The organism is Herbiconiux sp. VKM Ac-1786 (assembly GCF_015350805.1).
Classification (GTDB): domain Bacteria; phylum Actinomycetota; class Actinomycetes; order Actinomycetales; family Microbacteriaceae; genus Herbiconiux.
Map to the genome: position 1 here is coordinate 61672 of NZ_JADKSG010000002.1, position 18268 is coordinate 79939.

At 72.9% G+C, this 18268-nt stretch carries 24 protein-coding genes; 15 read left to right on the forward strand and 9 right to left on the reverse strand.

All coding sequences use genetic code 11. From position 1 onward, the window contains the following. Window positions 1-65: 65 nt before the first annotated feature. Together ITJ64_RS11280 and ITJ64_RS11285 are read left to right on the forward strand one after the other, a co-directional pair. Entirely contained in the window at window positions 66-797 is a 732-nt protein-coding gene (locus tag ITJ64_RS11280; RefSeq protein WP_194680908.1) for a histidine phosphatase family protein, read from the forward strand. Further along, window positions 787-1719 carry an NAD(P)H-hydrate dehydratase gene (locus ITJ64_RS11285; protein ID WP_194680909.1) on the forward strand — a complete coding sequence of 311 codons (933 nt, stop codon included), beginning with the start codon at window positions 787-789 and terminating at the stop codon, window positions 1717-1719. Before ITJ64_RS11280 ends, ITJ64_RS11285 begins: the two co-directional genes overlap by 11 nt. A 41-nt stretch (window positions 1720-1760) precedes the next feature. Here ITJ64_RS11285 and ITJ64_RS19360 read toward each other — a convergent pair whose 3' ends face one another. Beyond that, window positions 1761-2426 (reverse strand): GntR family transcriptional regulator, encoded by a 666-nt coding sequence (locus tag ITJ64_RS19360; RefSeq protein WP_194680910.1) that lies wholly within the window; start codon window positions 2424-2426, stop codon window positions 1761-1763. Between the two features lie 56 nt (window positions 2427-2482). Between ITJ64_RS19360 and ITJ64_RS11295 the strand changes: the two genes are divergently transcribed. Next, window positions 2483-3715, forward strand: a complete 1233-nt coding sequence (locus ITJ64_RS11295) for an AI-2E family transporter (RefSeq protein ID WP_194680911.1) — start codon at window positions 2483-2485, stop codon at window positions 3713-3715. 72 nt (window positions 3716-3787) lie between these two features. On the opposite strand, the gene ITJ64_RS11300 is transcribed toward ITJ64_RS11295, so the two are convergent. The 3 genes from ITJ64_RS11300 to ITJ64_RS11310 all read right to left on the reverse strand — a co-directional run bounded on the left by ITJ64_RS11300 (window position 3788) and on the right by ITJ64_RS11310 (window position 5253). Continuing rightward, window positions 3788-4186, reverse strand: coding sequence for a DUF3618 domain-containing protein (locus ITJ64_RS11300; protein WP_194680912.1), 399 nt, complete (start codon window positions 4184-4186; stop codon window positions 3788-3790). Window positions 4187-4206: 20 nt separating this feature from the next. Continuing rightward, entirely contained in the window at window positions 4207-4428 is a 222-nt protein-coding gene (locus ITJ64_RS11305) for a hypothetical protein (protein WP_173180523.1), read from the reverse strand. A 105-nt stretch (window positions 4429-4533) separates the two neighbouring features. Next, window positions 4534-5253: an NAD(P)H-hydrate epimerase gene (locus tag ITJ64_RS11310; RefSeq protein WP_194680913.1), complete on the reverse strand. Its 720-nt coding sequence runs from the start codon at window positions 5251-5253 to the stop codon at window positions 4534-4536. A gap of 84 nt (window positions 5254-5337) precedes the next feature. Here ITJ64_RS11310 and ITJ64_RS11315 point away from each other — a divergent pair, with 84 nt between their 5' ends. The 8 genes from ITJ64_RS11315 (at window position 5338) to ITJ64_RS11350 (ending at window position 12547) form a co-directional block, all read left to right on the forward strand. Next, entirely contained in the window at window positions 5338-5799 is a 462-nt protein-coding gene (locus tag ITJ64_RS11315) for an MSMEG_6728 family protein (protein WP_194680914.1), read from the forward strand. Window positions 5800-5875: 76 nt separating this feature from the next. Continuing rightward, window positions 5876-6475 carry a DUF4956 domain-containing protein gene (locus ITJ64_RS11320; protein ID WP_194680915.1) on the forward strand — a complete coding sequence of 200 codons (600 nt, stop codon included), beginning with the start codon at window positions 5876-5878 and terminating at the stop codon, window positions 6473-6475. Then, on the forward strand, window positions 6472-7257 hold the full coding sequence (locus ITJ64_RS11325) for a VTC domain-containing protein (protein ID WP_194680916.1): 786 nt from the start codon (window positions 6472-6474) through the stop codon (window positions 7255-7257). Before ITJ64_RS11320 ends, ITJ64_RS11325 begins: the two co-directional genes overlap by 4 nt. A 34-nt stretch (window positions 7258-7291) precedes the next feature. Beyond that, entirely contained in the window at window positions 7292-9211 is a 1920-nt protein-coding gene (locus ITJ64_RS11330; RefSeq protein ID WP_194680917.1) for a carbohydrate-binding domain-containing protein, read from the forward strand. Between the two features lie 342 nt (window positions 9212-9553). Continuing rightward, the gene (locus tag ITJ64_RS11335; RefSeq protein WP_194680918.1) at window positions 9554-10609 is read left to right on the forward strand and encodes a phospholipase; all 1056 of its coding nucleotides are present in this window, start codon (window positions 9554-9556) and stop codon (window positions 10607-10609) included. A gap of 53 nt (window positions 10610-10662) precedes the next feature. Beyond that, window positions 10663-11319: a hypothetical protein gene (locus tag ITJ64_RS11340; protein ID WP_194680919.1), complete on the forward strand. Its 657-nt coding sequence runs from the start codon at window positions 10663-10665 to the stop codon at window positions 11317-11319. Further along, on the forward strand, window positions 11316-11996 hold the full coding sequence (locus ITJ64_RS11345; protein ID WP_194680920.1) for a hypothetical protein: 681 nt from the start codon (window positions 11316-11318) through the stop codon (window positions 11994-11996). The genes ITJ64_RS11340 and ITJ64_RS11345 overlap by 4 nt, the downstream gene beginning before the upstream one ends. Beyond that, window positions 11993-12547: a hypothetical protein gene (locus ITJ64_RS11350; protein WP_194680921.1), complete on the forward strand. Its 555-nt coding sequence runs from the start codon at window positions 11993-11995 to the stop codon at window positions 12545-12547. Before ITJ64_RS11345 ends, ITJ64_RS11350 begins: the two co-directional genes overlap by 4 nt. Here the strand turns inward: ITJ64_RS11350 and ITJ64_RS11355 are convergent. Then, window positions 12531-13853: a hypothetical protein gene (locus ITJ64_RS11355; protein WP_194680922.1), complete on the reverse strand. Its 1323-nt coding sequence runs from the start codon at window positions 13851-13853 to the stop codon at window positions 12531-12533. The two genes, ITJ64_RS11350 and ITJ64_RS11355, sit on opposite strands and share 17 nt — an antisense overlap. A gap of 59 nt (window positions 13854-13912) precedes the next feature. Here ITJ64_RS11355 and ITJ64_RS11360 point away from each other — a divergent pair, with 59 nt between their 5' ends. Continuing rightward, window positions 13913-15154, forward strand: a complete 1242-nt coding sequence (locus tag ITJ64_RS11360; protein WP_194680923.1) for a PP2C family protein-serine/threonine phosphatase — start codon at window positions 13913-13915, stop codon at window positions 15152-15154. On the opposite strand, the gene ITJ64_RS11365 is transcribed toward ITJ64_RS11360, so the two are convergent. Both ITJ64_RS11365 and ITJ64_RS11370 read right to left on the reverse strand, forming a co-directional pair. Beyond that, entirely contained in the window at window positions 15151-15582 is a 432-nt protein-coding gene (locus ITJ64_RS11365; protein WP_194680924.1) for an ATP-binding protein, read from the reverse strand. The genes ITJ64_RS11360 and ITJ64_RS11365 overlap by 4 nt on opposite strands. Continuing rightward, complete coding sequence (locus tag ITJ64_RS11370) at window positions 15575-15907, reverse strand: STAS domain-containing protein (RefSeq protein WP_194680925.1); 333 nt, start codon at window positions 15905-15907, stop codon at window positions 15575-15577. Before ITJ64_RS11370 ends, ITJ64_RS11365 begins: the two co-directional genes overlap by 8 nt. A 53-nt stretch (window positions 15908-15960) precedes the next feature. Between ITJ64_RS11370 and ITJ64_RS11375 the strand changes: the two genes are divergently transcribed. The 3 genes from ITJ64_RS11375 (at window position 15961) to ITJ64_RS11385 (ending at window position 17367) form a co-directional block, all read left to right on the forward strand. After that, window positions 15961-16176 carry a hypothetical protein gene (locus tag ITJ64_RS11375; RefSeq protein ID WP_194680926.1) on the forward strand — a complete coding sequence of 72 codons (216 nt, stop codon included), beginning with the start codon at window positions 15961-15963 and terminating at the stop codon, window positions 16174-16176. After that, complete coding sequence (locus tag ITJ64_RS11380; RefSeq protein WP_194680927.1) at window positions 16173-16706, forward strand: CDP-alcohol phosphatidyltransferase family protein; 534 nt, start codon at window positions 16173-16175, stop codon at window positions 16704-16706. Before ITJ64_RS11375 ends, ITJ64_RS11380 begins: the two co-directional genes overlap by 4 nt. Window positions 16707-16878: 172 nt before the next feature. Beyond that, window positions 16879-17367 carry a hypothetical protein gene (locus ITJ64_RS11385; RefSeq protein ID WP_194680928.1) on the forward strand — a complete coding sequence of 163 codons (489 nt, stop codon included), beginning with the start codon at window positions 16879-16881 and terminating at the stop codon, window positions 17365-17367. Window positions 17368-17415: 48 nt separating this feature from the next. On the opposite strand, the gene ITJ64_RS11390 is transcribed toward ITJ64_RS11385, so the two are convergent. Both ITJ64_RS11390 and ITJ64_RS11395 read right to left on the reverse strand, forming a co-directional pair. Then, window positions 17416-17625 (reverse strand): hypothetical protein, encoded by a 210-nt coding sequence (locus ITJ64_RS11390; RefSeq protein ID WP_194680929.1) that lies wholly within the window; start codon window positions 17623-17625, stop codon window positions 17416-17418. Beyond that, window positions 17622-18056, reverse strand: coding sequence for a CBS domain-containing protein (locus ITJ64_RS11395; RefSeq protein WP_194680930.1), 435 nt, complete (start codon window positions 18054-18056; stop codon window positions 17622-17624). The genes ITJ64_RS11390 and ITJ64_RS11395 overlap by 4 nt, the downstream gene beginning before the upstream one ends. Window positions 18057-18268 lie beyond the last annotated feature (212 nt).

Here is an 18268-nt window from a genome sequence, read left to right on the forward strand (position 1 = left end):
GCCGGGGCCAGGGTGCCGCCCGACAGAGGGGTGGCGGATGCGCGGCACCGGCATACCGTGAAGGGATGGGCGCGAGAGAACTGTGGCTGGTGCGGCACGGCGAGAGCAGGGCGAACGTGCTGGCCACGGCCGCCCAGGAGGCCGGCGACGAGCTGATCGAGGTCGAGTGGCGCGACGCCGACGTGCCGCTCTCGCCCCTCGGCGAGCAGCAGGCGGCGGCCCTCGGCGCCTGGATCGCCGAGCACGCCGCGTTCGGCGTGCCGAACACCGTGTGGAGCTCCTCCTACCTGCGGGCCCGCCAGACCATCGAGATCGCACTCGCCGAGGCGGGGGTCGAGCTGACCCCGCGCGTCGACGAACGGCTGCGCGACCGGGAGCTCGGGATCCTCGACCGGCTGACGGCGGTCGGCGTCGAGGCCCGGTTCCCCGCCGAGGCGGAGCGGCGCCGGTGGCTCGGCAAGTTCTACTACCGACCGCCGGGCGGCGAGTCCTGGGCCGACGTGGCGCTGCGCATCCGCTCGTTCCTGAGGGACGTGGACGACGTCGACGACGAGGGCACCGCGCTGGTGGCCGCGCACGACGCCGTCGTCATGCTGTTCCTCTACGTCTGCGGCGAGATGGGCGAGGAGGAGATCCTCGACTTCGCGCACGGCCACACTGTCACGAATGCCTCCGTGACCCGGCTGGTGCGCCCCTCGGGGCAGGGCCGGTGGCGGGTCGCGACGTTCGCCGAGCACGAGCACCTCGACGCCCTGGCGGCGCCGACCGAGCATCCGGGAGACACCGATGAGCAGTGACCAGAGCGATTCGACGACGGCCGAGACCACGGCTCAGGATGCGCGGCCGCCCGTCGTCGTCACCCCGGCCGTGCTTCGTGAGTGGCCGCTGCCCGGCCCTGGCGCGTCGAAGTACGACCGGGGCCAGGTGCTCGTCGTGGGTGGCGACCGCCGCTCGCCCGGAGCCGCGATGCTCGCCGCCGAGGCCACCCTGCGGGTCGGCGCGGGGCGGTTGACCATGGCGCTCGCCGAGAGCGTCGCGCTGACGGCCGCCGTCGCGCTGCCCGAGTCGGGCGTCGTGCCCCTGCCCGAGCGCTCGGGGCACATCGACGGCGCCTCCCTCGACGAGGCCGCCGACGACCTCGGCTCGGCCGATGCCGTGCTGATCGGGCCCGGTCTCGATGACGCCGATGAAGCCACGCGGATGCTCGACCGTCTGCCCGGGCTCGTCGGGGAGTCGACCGTGGTGCTCCTGGACGCCTACGCGCTCGGCGTGCTGCCCGACTCGTCGGCGCGCCAGGCGCTCGCCGGCCGCCTGGTGCTGACGCCGAACGTGGGCGAGGCCGGACGGCTGCTCGCGGCGACCGACGACGCCGAGCTCGCCGAGGGAGACGACCCCGACCTCGGCGAGGTCGCCCGCGCGGTCGCCCGGGAGTACGGCGCCGTCGTGTCGTGCCAGAACCGCATCGCCCACCCCGACGGCCGCCTCTGGATCGTCGGTACCGGACACGGCGGGCTCGGCACCTCCGGCAGCGGCGACGTGCTCGCCGGGGCGATCACCGGGCTCTGCGCCCGGGGCGCCTCGCTCGAGCAGGCGGCCGTCTGGGCGACGCACGCCCACGCGGCGGCGGGGGACCGGCTGGCGGTGCGGGTGGGGCCGCTGGGGTTCCTGGCGAGCGAGCTGCTCTCCGAGCTGCCGCGGGTGCTGGTCGAGGTCGGCTGAACGGAGCCGGCCGGCCTCGCGGCGCCGCGCCGCGGCTTCGCTCAGTGGGACCGGTGCAGCGCGATCAGCTGCTCGGCCGAGTGGGCGAGGTGCTCGCGCACGGCGGGTTCGCCGCGCATCCGGATGCCCTCGAGCAGCCGATCATGCTGCTCGACCATCTCGTCGGCCGGGAGCAGGGGCCGCAGCTGGTTCAGGAAGAGCAGCAGCTCGCTCTCGAGCTGGGCGTGCGCCTCGGTGATGCGGGGGCTGCCGGCCGAGGCCACGAGCGCGTGGTGCAGGGCGGCGTGGGCGCTCTCGATGGCTCGGTGGTCGTCGGGGTGCCGCTCGCAGAGCTCGCGGAGCGCGGTGTTCGCGGCCACCAGTTCGGCCGGCAGGGGGAGCGGTGCTCCGACGGGTGTCCCGGTGCGCCGCCGCAGCAGGGCGACCGCCTCGCCCTCGAGAGCGGAGCGGTACTCCATCAGCGCGCGCACGTCGTCGTCGGAGAAGTCGCGCACGCGGGCACCCTTGTAGGGCTCGAACGTGACGAGGCGCTGCGCCGCGAGCAGCTGCAGGGCCGCGCGCACGGTGTGCCGGTTGACGCCGTGCTCGGCCGAGAGCGTCTCCTCGCGGAGGGCCTGGCCCGGGGCGAGCCGGGCGTCGAGGATGAGCTCGCGTAGCGCGCCGGCTACGGTCTGCACCGCGGTCGACGGGGAGGCGGAGGCGGGCACGCTCCCGAGGCTAGCGCGAGCGGGCGCGCGGCGGGCGTTCGTGGGAAGGTGAATCCATGCCGACCGACGACTCCGCCCTCGCCCGCCCGAATCCGCCGGGCAGCGCGAGCCCCACGCCCACCGACCTCGGGCCCACCGACCCCGGGCACACCGACCCCGCGTCGCGCCCGAGCCTGCGCTCGATGCTGACCGACAAGTTCGGCCAGCTCGCGCTGCGGAGCCTGCAGATCATCGTGGTGCTGATCCTCGCCACCGTGGTGGTGTTCGCGCTGGTGCAGCTGAAGCTCGTGGTCATCCCGCTGCTGATCGCGATCATCCTCGCCGCGGCGGTGAGCCCCGTGCTGCGCTGGCTGAAGCACCACGGCTTCTCGGCGATGATGGCGACCTGGGTCACGCTGGTCGCGGCGATCCTGGTGTTCGGCGGGCTGATCACGCTGATCGTCTTCGCCGTGCGCGGGCAGTGGGACGAGCTCGGCAAGCGCGCCTCGGAGGGCGTGGACAACCTGCAGGGCTTCGTCAGGAACCTGCCCTTCGACATCGACCAGTCGCAGATCGAGGACGCGAAGAACTCGGCCCTCGACTTCCTCACCAGCAGCCAGTTCGGCTCGGGGGCGCTCGCCGGGGTCTCGGCGGCCGGCGAGGTCATCACCGGAGCGGTGCTGGCGATCGTCATCCTGTTCTTCTTCATGAAGGACGGGCCGCAGATCTGGGCCTTCCTGCTGAAGCCGTCCAAGGGCTACCGGCACGAGCGCGGGGAGCGCATCGGCCACACCGCGGTGCGCACCCTCGGCGGGTACATCCGCGGCACGGCCGTCGTCGCGCTCGTCGACTCGGTCGCGATCGGCGTGGGCGTCGCGATCGTCGGCGTGCCGCTGGCTCTGCCGCTCGCGATCATCGTCTTCGTCGGAGCCTTCATCCCGCTGATCGGTGCGACGCTGGCCGGCGTGCTGGCGGCGCTGGTGGCGCTCGTCGCCAACGGCCCGGTGGCCGCGCTCGTCGTCGTGGGCATCGTGATCGCCGTGAACCAGCTCGAGGGCAACTTCCTGCAGCCGGTCGTCATGGCGCAGTCGCTGAAGCTGCACCCCCTGGTCATCCTGGTGGCCCTGACCGCGGGCACCATCCTCGGCGGCATCGTCGGGGCCGTGCTGTCCGTGCCGATCGCGGCGGTCGGCTGGGCGATCATCAAGGTCTGGAACGGGCCGGCTCCCGAGCCCGAGCCGCACCCGAAGCGCAGGAAGAAGAACCGGGCGCCGAAGGCCGAGCCGCCGACGACGGAGGCCGTGGCGTAGCGCCGTCGTCGCGCACGAGAGAACGCCCGGCCCCGCGTGTCAGCGGAGGCCGGGCGTTCTGTTCTCGGGCCCCTACTTCTTGACGATCGCCCGAACCAGCAGGCCGATGCCGGTTCCGACGGCGGCGACCACGACGGCCGCGGTCACGGTGGTCTTCTTGTGGGTGACCACGGCCTTCTTCGGGTCGGCCTTGAAGTCGTCGACGATCACCTCGGCGCGCGCCGGAACGTCGAGCCGGTGCTCGATCTCGTCGACCAGCCCGGCCAGCTGCGCCCGGGTCGCGGCGATGTCGGCCTGCAGCTCGGCCCGGCTGCGCTGGGGCGCCTCGGCCTTCGCGTCACCGTCGGCGTCGGCCGGGCCGGCGTCGGAGTGGTCGTGCGGCCGCATGGTGCGGGCGGTCGCGACACCGCGGGCCACCTCGGAGATGGCCTTGGGCACCGACAGCTCGTCGCTCGACTTCTTCTTCGCCATGGAGGGTCCTTCCCGGGAGGTCAGTGCGAGCGTACCTTGCCGATGAGGTCGCCCGCCTTGTCGGCGGCCTTGCCCGCGACCTGCTCGACGGCGTCGCCGGCGCTCTGCACGGCCGACTGCACGTGGTCGTCGTGCCAGAGCTGCTGGGCCTTGTCGCGGATCTGCTCGTAGCGGCGGCGTCCGGCGCGGGCGCCGACCACGTAGCCGGCGGCGAAGGCGACGATGACGAGGATCTTCTTCATGAGTGCTGTCCGTTCAGTTCGCGGATGCGGTGCGAGACCGCCCTTCCCCCCATCGTTCTCCGGTCGGCGGCATCCGCAAAGGGCTCCCGGCGCTTTCCCCGGGGTTCACGGCACGACGATCGCGGGCTCGGTCGCCGCCAGCTCGGCCTCGATGCCGATCTCGGCCAGCACGACCTCGCCGGCCAGCTGCGCGCCCGGCCCCTGGAGCAGCCCCGCCTTGATGCCGCCGAAGGTCACCGTGACGTCGGCGGGCAGCACGACCTCGTCGGCGACCGCGCCGGTGTCGGGGTCGACGCCGCTCGGCAGATCGACGGCCACGATCAGCGGTGCGCCGTCGCCCGCGGCGATCCGGTTCAGGATGCCCGCCACCACCTCACGCGCCGCCCCTCGCAGCGCCGGTGCCGCCGCCGTGCCGGTGCCGAGGATCCCGTCGACGACGACGTCGCCCTGCACCGCGACCCGCGCGGCCTCCGTCTCCTCGCGCGACCGCACCCCGACGCCCGCGGCCTCCGCCGCGGCGCGGCCGCCCTCGTGCACCCGCGTCCCCACCCGGATCGCCTCCACCACGATCCCCGTCCCGCCCGCGGCCCCCGTCCCGCCCGCCAGCTCGGCCCCCGCGAACAACGCGTCACCCCCGTTCGACCCCGAGCCGACGAGCAGCACGACCCGCCACGGCCGTCCGCCGGGCGGAGGCGGGAGCGCGCCGAGCTGCTCGACGATCTCCTGCGCCAGCGCGTGCGAGGCGCGCTCCATCAGCGGCTCGCCCGCCTCGAGGTGCGGGCGCTCGGCGTCGCGGACGGCCTGGGCGGTGTAGCCGGTTCTCATGCGATCATCCTCGGCCGTGCATCCGTCGCCCGCAATCACGCCGGGAGCGGGGAGCAGGACCCGACCCGGCGTACGGTCGTCGGCGTGCAGACCTTCTTGCCCTATCCCGACTTCCGCGCCAGCGCCCGCGCGCTCGACCGGGCCCGCCTCGGCAAGCAGCGCGTCGAGGCGCTGCAGGTGCTGCGGGCGGTGACGATCCCGACCTACGGCTGGCGCAACCACCCGGCCGCGAGGATGTGGCGCGGCTACCTGCCGGCGCTGACGAAGTACGCCCTCGAGGTCACCGACGAGTGGATCGAGCAGGGCCACGCCGACACCGTGCGCCCGCAGGTGCTCGCCTTCGCGCCCGGGGTGGACGCCCTGCCGCAGAGCGCCCTCGTGCTGCCACCGTGGATCGGTGACGAGGCCTTCCACCTCAGTCACCGCTCGAACCTGGTGCGCAAGGATCCCGAGTTCTACGGCGAGCTGTTCCCCGGCGTCCCGGCCGATCTGCCGTACGTCTGGCGCGGAGAGACCGACCCGGAGGCATTCGAAAGCGCCCCATAGGGCCGTCATAGGAGGCGCATAGCCGAAGCGGCATGAATAGGGACATCCGTTCACGTCCCGTTCACTGGAGCCCCTCATGACCTATGCCGTCCTCGTCGCCCTCGACCTCCTGATGGTCGGGATCCTGACCTTCGGCCTCTACTTCCGCCGCCACCACCGCCGCGACCTCGTGGTCGCCTTCCTCGGCGTCAACGTCGGCGTGCTGGCCGTCTCGATGGTGCTCGGCTCGAGCACGATCGGCGCCGGCCTCGGGCTCGGACTCTTCGGGGTGCTGAGCATCATCCGCCTGCGCAGCGACGAGATCGCCCAGCACGAGGTCGCCTACTACTTCTCGGCCCTCGCCCTGGGCCTCCTCGCCGGTCTCGGCAGCACGCTGAGCGTGCTCTCGATCAGCCTGATGGTGCTCATCCTCGCCGTGATGTTCGTCGGCGACAGCCGCCGACTGTTCCCGCGGCACCGCCAGCAGAGCATCGTGCTCGACCGCGCCTTCACCGACGAGCCGGCGCTCACCGCGCACCTCGAGCAGCTGCTCGGCGGGCGGGTGAAGCAGGTGCAGGTGAAGAGCCTCGACCTGGTGAACGACACGACCGTGGTCGACGTGCGGTACACGGTTCCGGATGCGCGAGCCGCCGCCCCGGCCGTCGAATCCGTCCTGGCCTCGGCGGTGGGGCGATGAGCTTCGGCGCCTTCGAGCCCATCTCGCTCGAGGAGCTGACCGCCCGGGCCGCGCTGCAGACGCGGGTCGACCGCAAGTACGTCGTGCCGGTGGGGGAGCTGCCGGGCATCCTGAGTCAGCTGGGTGCCGAGACGCGGGTACTGGACATGGGCGGGGTGCGCGCCTTCCGCTACGAGTCGGTCTACTTCGACACCCCCGAGCTGACGAGCTACCGGATGGCGGCGCACGCCCGCCGCCGCCGCTTCAAGATGCGCACCCGCGCCTATGTCGACGCGGCCACCGCCTACCTCGAGGTGAAGACGCGCGGGGCCCGCTCGGCCACCGTCAAGGAGCGGCTCGAGTACGCCTTCGACGAGCGGTCGGAGCTGAACGACGACGGCCTCGTCTACGCCCACGACACCCTCGACGGGGCCGGCTTCGACCTCGAGCCCGAGCGGCTGCGGCGCACGGTGGTGACCCGGTACCGGCGGGCGACGCTGTTCGTGCCGGGGGACGGGCGGGACGCGCATCCGGAGAGCCGCGCCACCGTCGACACGCAGCTCGCCTGGGAGCTCGACCCCGCGGTCACCGGGCGCGGCCGCCGGGTCGAGACGCCCGGCATCGCGATCGTCGAGACGAAGTCGGGGTCGCGGCCCTCTGGCGTGGACCGGGTGCTCTGGGCGCACGGGCACCGTCCGTCGACCATCTCGAAGTACGGCACCGGGCTCGCCGCCCTCGTGCCGGGGCTGCCCGCCAACAAGTGGTCGCGGGTGCTCCGCCGCCACTTCCTCCCCGCCGCCTGACGCGGCCCACGACCATCCGATCGAGGAGATCACCATGAACCGCAGAACCACCGTCTTCCCGCTGCTGGCCGGGGGAGTCGTCACCGTCGCCCTGCTGGCCGGCTGCGCGACCACCGTCGCCACCGGCTCGGGCGCCACCGACTCGGGCGCCACCGCCTCGGCCACGAGCGCCGCCGCGGCCGGCGTCGACGCCACCCAGGGCGCCGCCACAGTGCTCGCCGCGAACGAGGAGGCGCACACCTTCACCGACGACGACAGCGGAGACGCCTCGGCCACGCTGATCACGCTCGCGGACGGCACGGCGACCGTCTCGGGGGCCGGTTCCGGCAGCGTGACCGTCGACGGCGGCACCGTCACGATCACCGCCTCGGGCACGTACCGCGTGAGCGGCGAGCTCGCCGACGGGCAGCTCGTCGTCGACTCGGGCGACACGGGCACCGTGCGGGTCATCCTCGACGGGGTGTCCGTCGCCAGCAGCACGACGTCGGCCCTCGCGGTCACCGCCGCGGACGAGGTGGTGCTCGTGCTGGCGGACGGCACGACGAACAGCCTCAGCGACACCGACGCCTACCCCGAGGAGTCGGCCGATGACAGCACCAGCACGCCCAATGCCGCCCTGTGGAGCTCGGCCGACCTCCTGATCACCGGCGACGGCGCTCTGGCGGTGACGGGCAACGGCAACGACGGCATCGCGAGCAAGGACGGTCTCGTCGTCGACTCCGGTTCGATCACGGTCGACGCGGCTGACGACGGCCTCCGCGGCAAGGACTACCTCGTGGTGACCGGAGGCACCCTCGACGTCACCGCCGGCGGCGACGGCCTCCTCTCGGACGAGGACGGCGACGTCACCCGCGGCTACGTCAGCGTGACGGGCGGCACGATCACCGTCGCCTCGGGCGACGACGCGATGCAGGCGCAGACCGACGTGGTCGTCACGGGCGGCACGCTCGACCTCACCGCCGGCGGCGGCTCGGCCGCGGCGCCCGCCCGCGCCTCCACCCCGGGCGCCGGCTTCGCCGACGACCAGTCGTCGACCGACCCGACCGATACCGGCACCGACGACACCGGCACCGCGGATGACACCGCGTCGGCGAAGGGCATCTCGAGCGAGGTGATCACCGTGCTCGAGGGTGGCACCATCACGGTCGACTCCGCCGACGACGCCGTGAACTCCGCCGCGTATGTCCACGTGACGGGTGCGGCCCAAGTCACCGCGACGGCCGGCGACGACGGCGTGCACGCCGACTCGGCGCTCGTGATCGACGGCGGCACCCTCACCGTCGCCACCAGCTACGAGGGCCTCGAGTCGCAGCACATCACGGTCGCGGGCGGCGACACCTCCGTCACGTCGACCGACGACGGCCTGAACGCCGCCGGCGGCACCACCGAATCCGATGCCTCGTCGGGCAGGGGCGGCGGCGAGATGGCCGCCGGCGACCAGACCATCGCGATCTCCGGCGGCACGCTGACCGTCGACTCCGGCGGCGACGGCCTCGACTCCAACGGCAGCATGACGATCACCGGCGGCACGACCGTCGTGAACGGCCCGACCGACTCCGGCAACGGGGCGCTCGACGTGAACGGCGAGTTCACCGTCTCCGGCGGCTCGCTGCTCGCGACCGGCAGCGCCGGCATGGCCGTCTCCCCGGGCGCGGCCTCCGCCCAGGGCTGGCTCTCGGCCACGGCGACGACCACGATCGAGGCGGGCGAGATCCTGCAGATCCTGGCCGCCGACGGCACCGAGCTCGCGTCCTTCCGGTCGACGAAGGAGTTCCAGAACGTCGTGTACTCCGCCTCGACCGTCTCGTCCGGCGCGAGCTACAGCATCGTCACGGGCGGCACGACTCTCGCCACGGTGACGGCCGGCGAAGCGGCCGCGGGAACCATGGGCGGCGGCGGCGGGATGCCCGTCGGCGGTACGGGAGGCACGCCTCCCACCGGCCGTCGGCCGTAGCCGTCCGGCGGCGTCTCCGGGTGCGGAGCGGCCCTGAACCGCCCCGCACCCGGAGACGCATTACCGCGTATGGAGAGGTTTCCCAGAAAACCGACTCATACTTGTGGCTTCAATCGTTCGCCTCCAGCGCCGGGAAACCCATCCTGGCCAGGCGGATCGTGACAGAAGCCGTGACGGCTTCAACCCGACACCGACCGTCACCGCCAATCGCCGCCAGGCATCGCGCCCCCACCCCACGCGGGCCCCTGCGCTGTCGTTCTCACCCGAGCTCGAACTGCGGCTGGACTGCAGGCTGCCCGATCACCGCACGCCGTGCATCCGTTGGCCCACCCCAGGGAACCCATGAGCACCGCTGAGAACACCACCCCCGACAGGCCCCAGAACACCCCCGCCCCCATGAGCACCACCCCCGCGAACCCCACCCCCGCGAACGACACCCCCGCGAACCCCACCGCCGCCGCCCTCACCGCCTCGGCCCCGCCCCTCACCCGCCGCGACCGCCGCGCCGTCGAGCGCACCACGAGTGCCCGCAAGGCCGACGACCGCCGCCGCAAGCAGCGCAGCGCGATCGTGCCGGTGGCCGGCTTTGCCGCCGCCGGGCTCCTCGTGACGCTGACCGCGTTCTCGCACCCCACGATCGCGAACGCCCAGACCGTCTCGGTCGGCTCGACCATCGCCTCGACCGTCACCGCCGCCGGCACCGCGCTGCCGAGCACCGAGGCGCAGAAGGCCGTCGACGCCCTGTTCGAGACGACCTCGAAGCAGGCCGACGAGCGCGCCGGCCGCGCAGTCTCGCAGGCCACCTCGGTGCTCTCCGCCGCCAAGGGCCAGGTCGACACCACGGCGCTGTCGACGTCGATCGCCTCGCTGGCCAACTACGCGTACCTCGACACCACGACGGTGCAGACGCTGACCACGCAGGCCGTCACCCAGACCGCCTCGGTGCAGAACCAGAAGGCCGCCCTCGACAAGGCCGCCGCCGAGGCCGCCGCCGCCGCGCAAGCCGCTGCCGAGGCCGCTGCCGCGCAGGCCGCCGCCGAGGCCGCCGCTGCCGCTCAGGCCGCCGCCGACCGGCTCGCCGCGTCGACCACGCCCGACGGCGCCCGCGCCGCCGCGGCCCAGATCGCCGCGTCGGACTACGGCTGGGGCTCCGACCAGTTCCAGTGCCTCGACTCGCTCTGGACCAAGGAGTCCGGCTGGAACTACCAGGCCGAGAACGCCTCGAGCGGTGCCTTCGGCATCCCGCAGTCGCTGCCCGGCAGCAAGATGTCGACGATCGCCGACGACTGGGCCACCAACCCGGTCACCCAGATCAGCTGGGGCCTGAAGTACATCGCGGCCGGCTACGGCACCCCGTGCTCGGCCTGGTCGCACTCGCAGTCGGTCAACTGGTACTGATCCCGCACCCCGGCGATCCCCTGTGGTCGTCACCCACCGCTAACATGTGACGGGTGACGACCACACCGCCGGCACCGCCCCCGACCGTGCGGGCGCGCGCGAAGGCGCTGGGCGAGAAGGTTCCCACGAAGTACGTCGTCACGGGCCTCACCGGTGTCGTGCTGCTCGCCACGGCCGGATTCGGCGGCCTGGCCGACGCGCCGGCGACCGCGCTGCCCGCCGTGGGCGCGGGCGAGAGCGTGACGGGGGCCCAGCTCCGCATCGCCGTCGAGCGGGCGGTGCTGATCGACGGCTTCCCCGAGCAGCACATCGTGCCCGATCCGGGCAACCGCCTGCTGGTGCTCGTCACCGAGGTCGAGAACCTCACCGACGTGCCGGTCTCGACGAGCAACGAGCTCGGCGCGGCCGACAACCTCCGCCCGGTCGGCGTGCCGGGGCTTGACGCCGCCTCCGAGCCCTTCACCGTCGTGGTGCTCGACGACGCGGCCGCGCTCGCCGAGCTGCAGCCCCGCGTGCCGGTCGAGCTGGCCTACATCTGGCAGGTCGCCGACGACGCGCTCGCCGCCGACGACCCCATCGAGGTCGACGTCTACGACAAGACCTACCGCGCCGAGGGCTTCGTCACCTACGGCGCCCGGTACGAGAATCCCTTCGTCACCGCGCGCGCCGAGCTCGAGGTCGACGACGTCGGCGCCGGGGGCGACGGATGACCGTCCCGACCGGCCCCGCGACGGCACCCTCCGACGATCCCGCGCCCGACCGTGCGCCGGTGGGTGTGCCCGATCGCGTGCCCTGGTGGCGGCACGCGATCAGCGCCGTGGTGCTGGTCGGCCTGCTCGCCGTGGCCGGGGTGGTGGCCGACACCGCCCCAAGCGGCGGCGGCTGGCAGGCACCCATCGACGTCGACGGCCGCGTGGGCGAGACGGTGACCGGCCGCAACATCGAGGCGACCGTGCACGGGGTGCGCGCGGCCGACAGCGTGCTGACCTCGAACGGCTGGCAGGGAGTGACCACGGGCGTCTGGATCGTCGTCGACCTCAGCGTCTCGACAGTCGTCGACGACCGCGGCACGCTGCTCGCCGGCGGGGTGCTGCGGGTCGGCGACCGCAGCTACAGCGCCTCCGACCGCCCCGGGCTCTCGGTGCTCGCCGACCAGTCGCTGAGCGTGGGCATCCCGCTCACCGGGCCGCTCCTCTTCGAGATCCCGCGTGACGACCTCGACTCGAGCGACGGACGCTCGGCGCGGCTCGAGCTCGGCCTCGGGGCCGACCCCCGCGTCGACTCACGGCTCGTCGTCCCGGTCGACCTCACGACGCTCTCGGTCGAGCCCACGATCGAGACGGCGGAGCCGGTGCTCGGCGACCCGGCAGGGGAGGAAGCCGGATGAGCGGCTGGCTGCGGCGCAACGGGATCGCCCTCGGCGCGGTGGTCGTGCTCGTCCCGACGTCGCTGTTCGTGACGTTCTCCTCGGACTGGCTCGGCTACTGGGGGCAGCGAGCGACCAGCCCCGTCGTCGTCGAGCGCGGTGCCGACGTGGACTTCGGGGGAGCCGGGTGGCGGGTGACGGAGGTGCAGCGCATCCGCTCGACCGAGCTGCCGCCCGAGGCGGAGGCCCCGGCGGGAACGGATGCCGTGGTGGTCTCGCTCGAGGTCTCACCCGAGGGGCCGGCCTCGCCCGGGGCACCGGCGTCGCCCGGCTGCCTGCTCGACCTCGTGGAGTCGCGCGACGGAGCCCCCGAACGCAGTTGGAGCTCGGACACCGGCGGGGGAGTCGACCTCGACATCGACCTCGACGTGCCGCGCGGCTGCGACTCGGAGCGCACCGGCGAGTACACGATGCGGGCGGTCTTCGTGGTGCCGTCCGATGCCGGCGACGCCCTGCAGCTGCACGTCGAGGTGGGCGACCAGCTGCCCCGGTACCTCAGCTTCCGGCTGTAGGCGTCGGAGCGGGCGCCCCGGTCCCGGTCCCGGTCCCGGCCTCGGCCTCGGCCTCCGCCTCCGCCTCCGCGGCAGCGGCGTCCGCCGCGTCACGCCGCTCCTCGAGCCGGCGCAGACAGAAGTCGTACGCGGCGGCGATCAGGCACAGCCGCAGCGGCTCGACGATCACCCCGACCACGAACACCAGGATGTCGTCGAAGGGCATCCACCACGAGTCGAGGTCGTGCGGCCCGATCAGCCGCACCCCGGCCAGCAGCAGCCACGAGGAGGCGGCCTCGATCACGGTGTAGCCGAGCACGAACAACCCCATCGGCGCGGCGCCCGCCCGCCAGATCAGCAGGAACGCCGAGACGATCGGCTTGAACCGCCCGGTGACGCCGTCGCCGAGCTCCGCGAGCCGCCGCCGCACCTGACCGGGCAGCCCGTCGATGCGCTTGCGGGCGCCGGTGTAGTAGACGTTCTTCGGCCGGTACGCGATCTTCGGCGCCGCCAGGGCGCGGCCGTACACGATGCCGGCGAGCGTGAGCCACGCCAGCGGCAGCAGCACCAGACCGCCGGTGCGGTCGATCGCCCACTCGATCGCGCCCCAGGCCACCCCGATCGGGTGCACCACCTCGAGGGCCGCGGCACGCGCCGACTCGTACCACTGCACCGCCGCGCGCCCCTGGATCCAGCCGGTGAACTGGGCGACGTAGCTGTTGATGAAGTAGAGGGCGATGTAGATCCAGACGGCCTCGCAGTAGACGGCGACCACGCTCGTCCAGGCCGGCAGCTTCGGACGGTAGCGCTTCAGCAGGGTGCGGCCGGCGAAGGCGACGACGATCACGCCGATCGACCAGACGTCCAGGCGCACGTTCAGCACGGCGGCCGACCGGTCGACGCCGGTCTGGAAGGGGTTGATGTTCTGCAGCGACCCCGTGGCGTACTGCTGCACGTCGACGCTGAGGAACTGCCAGGCCGCGTAGAAGGTGAAGAACGGCAGGATGCTCGTCAGCACGATCTCGGTCACCCGCCGTCGCCCGGTCTCGGCCCCGGCCGGTTCCTCGGTGCCCCGGCCCGAGCGGCGCAGCTCCTGGAAGGCGGGCATGCTCGGGCGCAGCACCAGGAACATCGCGATGAAGCTGCCGAGCCGGGCGAGCGCCGCCAACGGCAGGATGAGCAGGCCGATCAGGGCGCTCGTGGCGCCGAAGTACGACGCCAGCTCGATAATCAGGTAGCGCGCGAGCCAACCCGCCAGATACCACGCCAGGAGCGCCGGCCAGTGGGCGGCGACGAGGCGGAGGGTGCGCGCCGGAATCGAGAGCACGGCCCCAGGCTAGCGGGTGGGGCCGCGTCGGTGTCCCCCCGATTGGCTACGCTGTCGACATGGGCACCAGCACCGACGACCACACGGCCAGCGGCACCGACGGCGCGAGCGCCGACGACGCGCGCTTCGCCGGGCTCGGCGCCGACCGCTTCGAGCAGCTCCGGGTCGCCGCGGTCGAGAAGCTCGAGCTGCTCGACACACCCGCCGAGGAGCGCTTCGACCGCATCACGCGGCTCGCCCGGGAGCTGTTCGGCGTGCCCGTCGCCGAGATCAACCTGCTCGATCAGACCCGGCAGTTCACCAAGTCGCCGCAGCTGCCCGGCACCTCACCGATCAGCGACCGCACGCAGTCGTTCTGCGACATCACCATCCAGCGGCCCGACGTGCTCGTGGTGCCGGACGCGACGAAGGACGACCGCTTCAACTGGCGCTCGACGGTCACCGGTGAGCGCCACATCCGCTTCTACGCCGGAGCGCCGCTGAACCTCGGCGACGACTACAACCTCGGCACGCTCTGCCTCGTCGACTCCTCGCCACGCGACTTCGGCCCCGACGAGGTGCGCCTGCTCGAGGAGCTCAGCTCCTGGGTCGCGCGCGAGCTCGAGGACAGCAAGGACCAGGACCGCGCGGCCCTCGTGCAGCAGAGCCTCCTGCCGCGCGACCAGCCGGCGGCGCCCGACTACGACGTGGCGGGCACGAGCATCCCGAAGAAGGTGGTGGGCGGCGACTTCTACTCCTGGCACGCTACCGCCGACGGGCTCGAGTTCACGCTGGCCGACGTGATGGGCAAGGGCACGGGCGGTGCCATCATGGCTGCCACCGTGCGCGCCGCCTTCCTCTCCCGCTCGGGCGACGAGGTCGCCGACACCGTCTCGGCCGTGAACGAGCAGCTGCTCGGCGATCTCGGTCAGACCTCGAGCTTCGCCACGCTCGTGCACGGCGTCATCGACACGGCCAGCGGGCGCATCCGGTACGCGGATGCGGGGCACGGCCTCTCGGCGATCGTGCGTCGCGACGGCTCGGTCGAGCGCCTCGACGCCACCGGCCTGCCGATCGGCATCGTCGCCGGCGGGCGCTGGGGTGTCGGCGAGGCGACGCTCGCGCCGGGGGAGAGCCTCGTCGTCTTCACCGACGGTGTGCTCGACCTGTTCGGCGGCACGCTGGCCGCCCTCGACGAGGTAGCGGCGATCGTCGCCGACGCGCACGGCCCTCAGGCCGCGGTCGACCGGTTCGCCGCGCTGGTCGCGTCGAGCGGCGCCGACGACGACGTCAGCGTCGTGGTCGTGTCGCGCCGGGACTAGCCCCCGTTCGGCGGCTCGACCGCCTGCGGGGTCTTGCTGATCGTCCAGACGTTGCGCTCGTCGACCCGCTCGTAGCGGAGCTCGTCGACGAGGGCCTGGATGAGCGCGATGCCCCGGCCCGACTCGCTGAGCTCGTCGGGCATGGCGCGGTCGACGAGCACGACCCCGCCCGCATCCGCCGTGTCGGACAGGGAGGCGTGCAGACCGTCGGCGTCGCTCGTGACCGAGAGCACGCAGGTCACGCCGCCCTCGCCGGAGGCGTGCTGGATGACGTTCGCCGCGAGCTCGATCAGCGCGGTCTCGAACGCCATGCGGTCGAACTCGCCGATGCCGGGATTCGCCTGCCAGACCTGCTCCAGGAACTCGTGCACCGCATCCACGTCGTCGGGCGGGGAGCTGAACAGCAGGCTGCGCTTCGCCTCAGTCACGGTAGGCCGCCTCGACGCTCTCGTAGGGCGGGAGGATCGTGTCGACGTTCGACAGCCGCAGCACCATGGACACCTGGGTCGACGGGGCCACGATCCGCAGGTCGCCACCCTTCTCGCGGGCCGACTTGAGGCAGCCGATCAGGGCACCGAGGCCGGAGGAGTCCATGAAGGCGATGCGGCTGAGCTCGACGACCACCCGTGGGTTGCCCGCCTCGACCTCCCGGAGCACCGTCTCGCGGAGCGTCGGGCCGGACACCATGTTCAACCGGCCCTCACCCCGGATGACCACGACGCCGTCGCCGATCGTTTCGGTCTGGAACTCCATCGACTGGTACCCCCTAGAAGTAAGCTGGACCCAGGCTATCGAAAGGAGGGGTGGTGTCAGACCCGGAGAAGGCCATCGCGCGCATCGTTCAGACCTACCCCAACGTCAAGGTCGTGCTGAGCGACAGCGTCTTCAACGACTCGTACTTCCACTCCGCCGGCCCCGACGGCGGCACGCTCTACATCAACGCCGAGCTCACGGCGATCATCGCGGCCCAGAAGGGCTGGACCGGCTCGATCATCACCTCAGAGGCGCTGCCGGAGCAGTGAACCTGCCCAACGCCATCTCGATCGGTCGGCTGCTCGTCCTGACGCCGGTGTTCGTGGTGGCGCTGCTCGTGCTCGACGACCCGCTGCTGGCGCTCGTGCTGCTGATCGTGCTCGGGGTCACCGACTGGGCGGACGGCTTCATCGCGCGGCGCTTCGACCTCGTCACGGAGCTCGGCAAGCGCCTCGATCCGCTCGCCGACAGGGTGAGCCAGCTCACGGTGTGCGTCACGCTGGTGATCGCCGGGCTGGTGCCGTTCTGGATGGCCATCGTGCTGATCGCGAGCGATCTGCTGCTCGGGATCGTGATCCTGGTGGCCCGGCCCGACACCGTGCGGGTGCGGTGGTTCGGCAAGCTGCGCACCGTGCTGCTGATGGTGGGGTTCCCGCTGCTGCTGCTGGTCGAGTGGATGGACCCGGCGCCGTCGCTGCCGGCCGCGCTGGCCGTCGCGTTCGTGGGGGTGGGGGTGGTGCTGCACGCGCTGGCCAACGTGCAGTACTCGATCGTGACGGCCCGGGAGGCTCGGGCCTGACTCCCGTCGGTCGGGTCGTCGGCTCCGAACAGGAGTGGATGGCCCCCGGTGTGGTGCCTTGCGGCGACCGGCGCTCCGGAACACAGTAGGAGCAGGAACACCGCGGGCATCCGTCGACGACGACGGGGGCTCGCCGCACCACTCCGGCAGCGTCGCCGGGAAAGGACGATCGATGATCGGATCAGAAGACCAGCCATCCAACCGCACCGGATGGTTCGCAGTCGAAGGAGCCTTTGCCGCCGCGGTCGCGGCGCTCGCCGGGAGCCAGGCGCTCCTGCTCGTCGCGGCGGGGAACAACGTCTCGTCGTGGAGCGCGGCGGCCCTGTCGAGCCTCGTCTCGGCGCTGGGCGCGGGGGCCTGGGCCCTCGTCGTGGGGCTGATCGCGTGGCCGCTGCTGAACCGGCGCCCGCTGTCGGTGCGCGAGCGCGGCTTCGCCGCCCTGCACATCGTGGCGATCGGCACGGCGGTGCCGTGGATCGTGCTGGCGCTCGTGCTGGGCTCGTGGCAGGCGACGACGATCACGATCGTGGTCGCGCTGGTCTCGGGCGGCGCCGGCGGGTTCTTCGCCGCCCGCTCCGTGTGGATCGGGCGGCGGCTGCCGGCGCTCTCGTCGACGCCCACCTACTTCACGGCCCGCCGCGCCGACCCGCTCCGGCGCTGACCACGTCCGCGGGCGCCGGCCGGCCCGGCCGGCCCGGCTGACTGGCCGTCAGGTGCCGGTCTCGTCGCGATCGTCGGGGAGGGCCACCGGGCGGTCGTCGTCGGGCGCTTCGAGGGGGTCGCCGCGGTCGGTCAGTGCCTCGGCGCGGTCGTCGTCGTGGGCGACGGTCTCCGGGTCGAGGTCGTCGGGCTGGTACTCCGAGACGATCGGCGGATCGGGCTGGTCGTCGGGCGCGACCTGCGGGGACTCGTCGCTCATGCCGTGCCGTTCTCGGGTCCGTCGGAGATCTCCTCGACGGTCTCGCCGGTCTCGGTCGCGCTGAGGGACAGGGCGATGTCGGCCTGGCTGATGATGCCGACGAGGTCGTGCCCGTCGATCACGGGCAGCCGCCGCACCTGGTGCGCCTTCATCGTCTCGAGGGCCTCACGCACGTCGTCGTCGGCGCCGATCGTCACCGGCTTGCCCTCGGCGAGACTGCCGGCGGTCACGGTCGACGGGTCACCGCCGTCGGCGATGCACTTCACGACGATGTCCCGGTCGGTGAGCATGCCGTTCAGACGGCCGTCGTCGCCGCAGATCGGCAGGGCGCCCGTGTCGCGTTCCCGCATCAGCCTGGCGGCGTCGACGAGGGTCTCGCCCTCCTTCACGCACTGGGGGTCGGGGGTCATGATCTCGCGCGCGGTGGTCATCGCATCCTCCTCGGTCGGTGGACGGCCGCGCAGGGAACCCCTCCGCCGCCGATCCGTCGGTCACTGTGGCCCCGACCCTACGACCCTCCGCCCGCCGTGCCCGGGGCTTGACACCACCGCGCCCGCTCCGCTCCCCGGCGCGCGATCTCCCCGGCCGTCGCACGGGCCGACGCCGAGCCCTGCACCCCCACCGCCCGCCGGCGTGAGGCGTA

Excerpts from the sequence above, each read along its gene's own strand:
- ITJ64_RS11395 (WP_194680930.1), bottom strand. The coding sequence starts at position 18,056 with ATGACCACCGCGCGCGAGATCATGACCCCCGACCCCCAGTGCGTGAAG.
- ITJ64_RS11335 (WP_194680918.1), top strand. The coding sequence starts at position 9,554 with ATGAGCACCGCTGAGAACACCACCCCCGACAGGCCCCAGAACACCCCC.
- ITJ64_RS11305 (WP_173180523.1), bottom strand. The coding sequence starts at position 4,428 with ATGAAGAAGATCCTCGTCATCGTCGCCTTCGCCGCCGGCTACGTGGTC.
- ITJ64_RS11385 (WP_194680928.1), top strand. The coding sequence starts at position 16,879 with ATGATCGGATCAGAAGACCAGCCATCCAACCGCACCGGATGGTTCGCA.
- ITJ64_RS11330 (WP_194680917.1), top strand. The coding sequence starts at position 7,292 with ATGAACCGCAGAACCACCGTCTTCCCGCTGCTGGCCGGGGGAGTCGTC.
- ITJ64_RS11360 (WP_194680923.1), top strand. The coding sequence starts at position 13,913 with ATGGGCACCAGCACCGACGACCACACGGCCAGCGGCACCGACGGCGCG.
- ITJ64_RS11320 (WP_194680915.1), top strand. The coding sequence starts at position 5,876 with ATGACCTATGCCGTCCTCGTCGCCCTCGACCTCCTGATGGTCGGGATC.
- ITJ64_RS11295 (WP_194680911.1), top strand. The coding sequence starts at position 2,483 with ATGCCGACCGACGACTCCGCCCTCGCCCGCCCGAATCCGCCGGGCAGC.
- ITJ64_RS11325 (WP_194680916.1), top strand. The coding sequence starts at position 6,472 with ATGAGCTTCGGCGCCTTCGAGCCCATCTCGCTCGAGGAGCTGACCGCC.
- ITJ64_RS11390 (WP_194680929.1), bottom strand. The coding sequence starts at position 17,625 with ATGAGCGACGAGTCCCCGCAGGTCGCGCCCGACGACCAGCCCGATCCG.
- ITJ64_RS11300 (WP_194680912.1), bottom strand. The coding sequence starts at position 4,186 with ATGGCGAAGAAGAAGTCGAGCGACGAGCTGTCGGTGCCCAAGGCCATC.
- ITJ64_RS11310 (WP_194680913.1), bottom strand. The coding sequence starts at position 5,253 with ATGAGAACCGGCTACACCGCCCAGGCCGTCCGCGACGCCGAGCGCCCG.
- ITJ64_RS11350 (WP_194680921.1), top strand. The coding sequence starts at position 11,993 with ATGAGCGGCTGGCTGCGGCGCAACGGGATCGCCCTCGGCGCGGTGGTC.
- ITJ64_RS11345 (WP_194680920.1), top strand. The coding sequence starts at position 11,316 with ATGACCGTCCCGACCGGCCCCGCGACGGCACCCTCCGACGATCCCGCG.
- ITJ64_RS11285 (WP_194680909.1), top strand. The coding sequence starts at position 787 with ATGAGCAGTGACCAGAGCGATTCGACGACGGCCGAGACCACGGCTCAG.
- ITJ64_RS11280 (WP_194680908.1), top strand. The coding sequence starts at position 66 with ATGGGCGCGAGAGAACTGTGGCTGGTGCGGCACGGCGAGAGCAGGGCG.
- ITJ64_RS11370 (WP_194680925.1), bottom strand. The coding sequence starts at position 15,907 with ATGGAGTTCCAGACCGAAACGATCGGCGACGGCGTCGTGGTCATCCGG.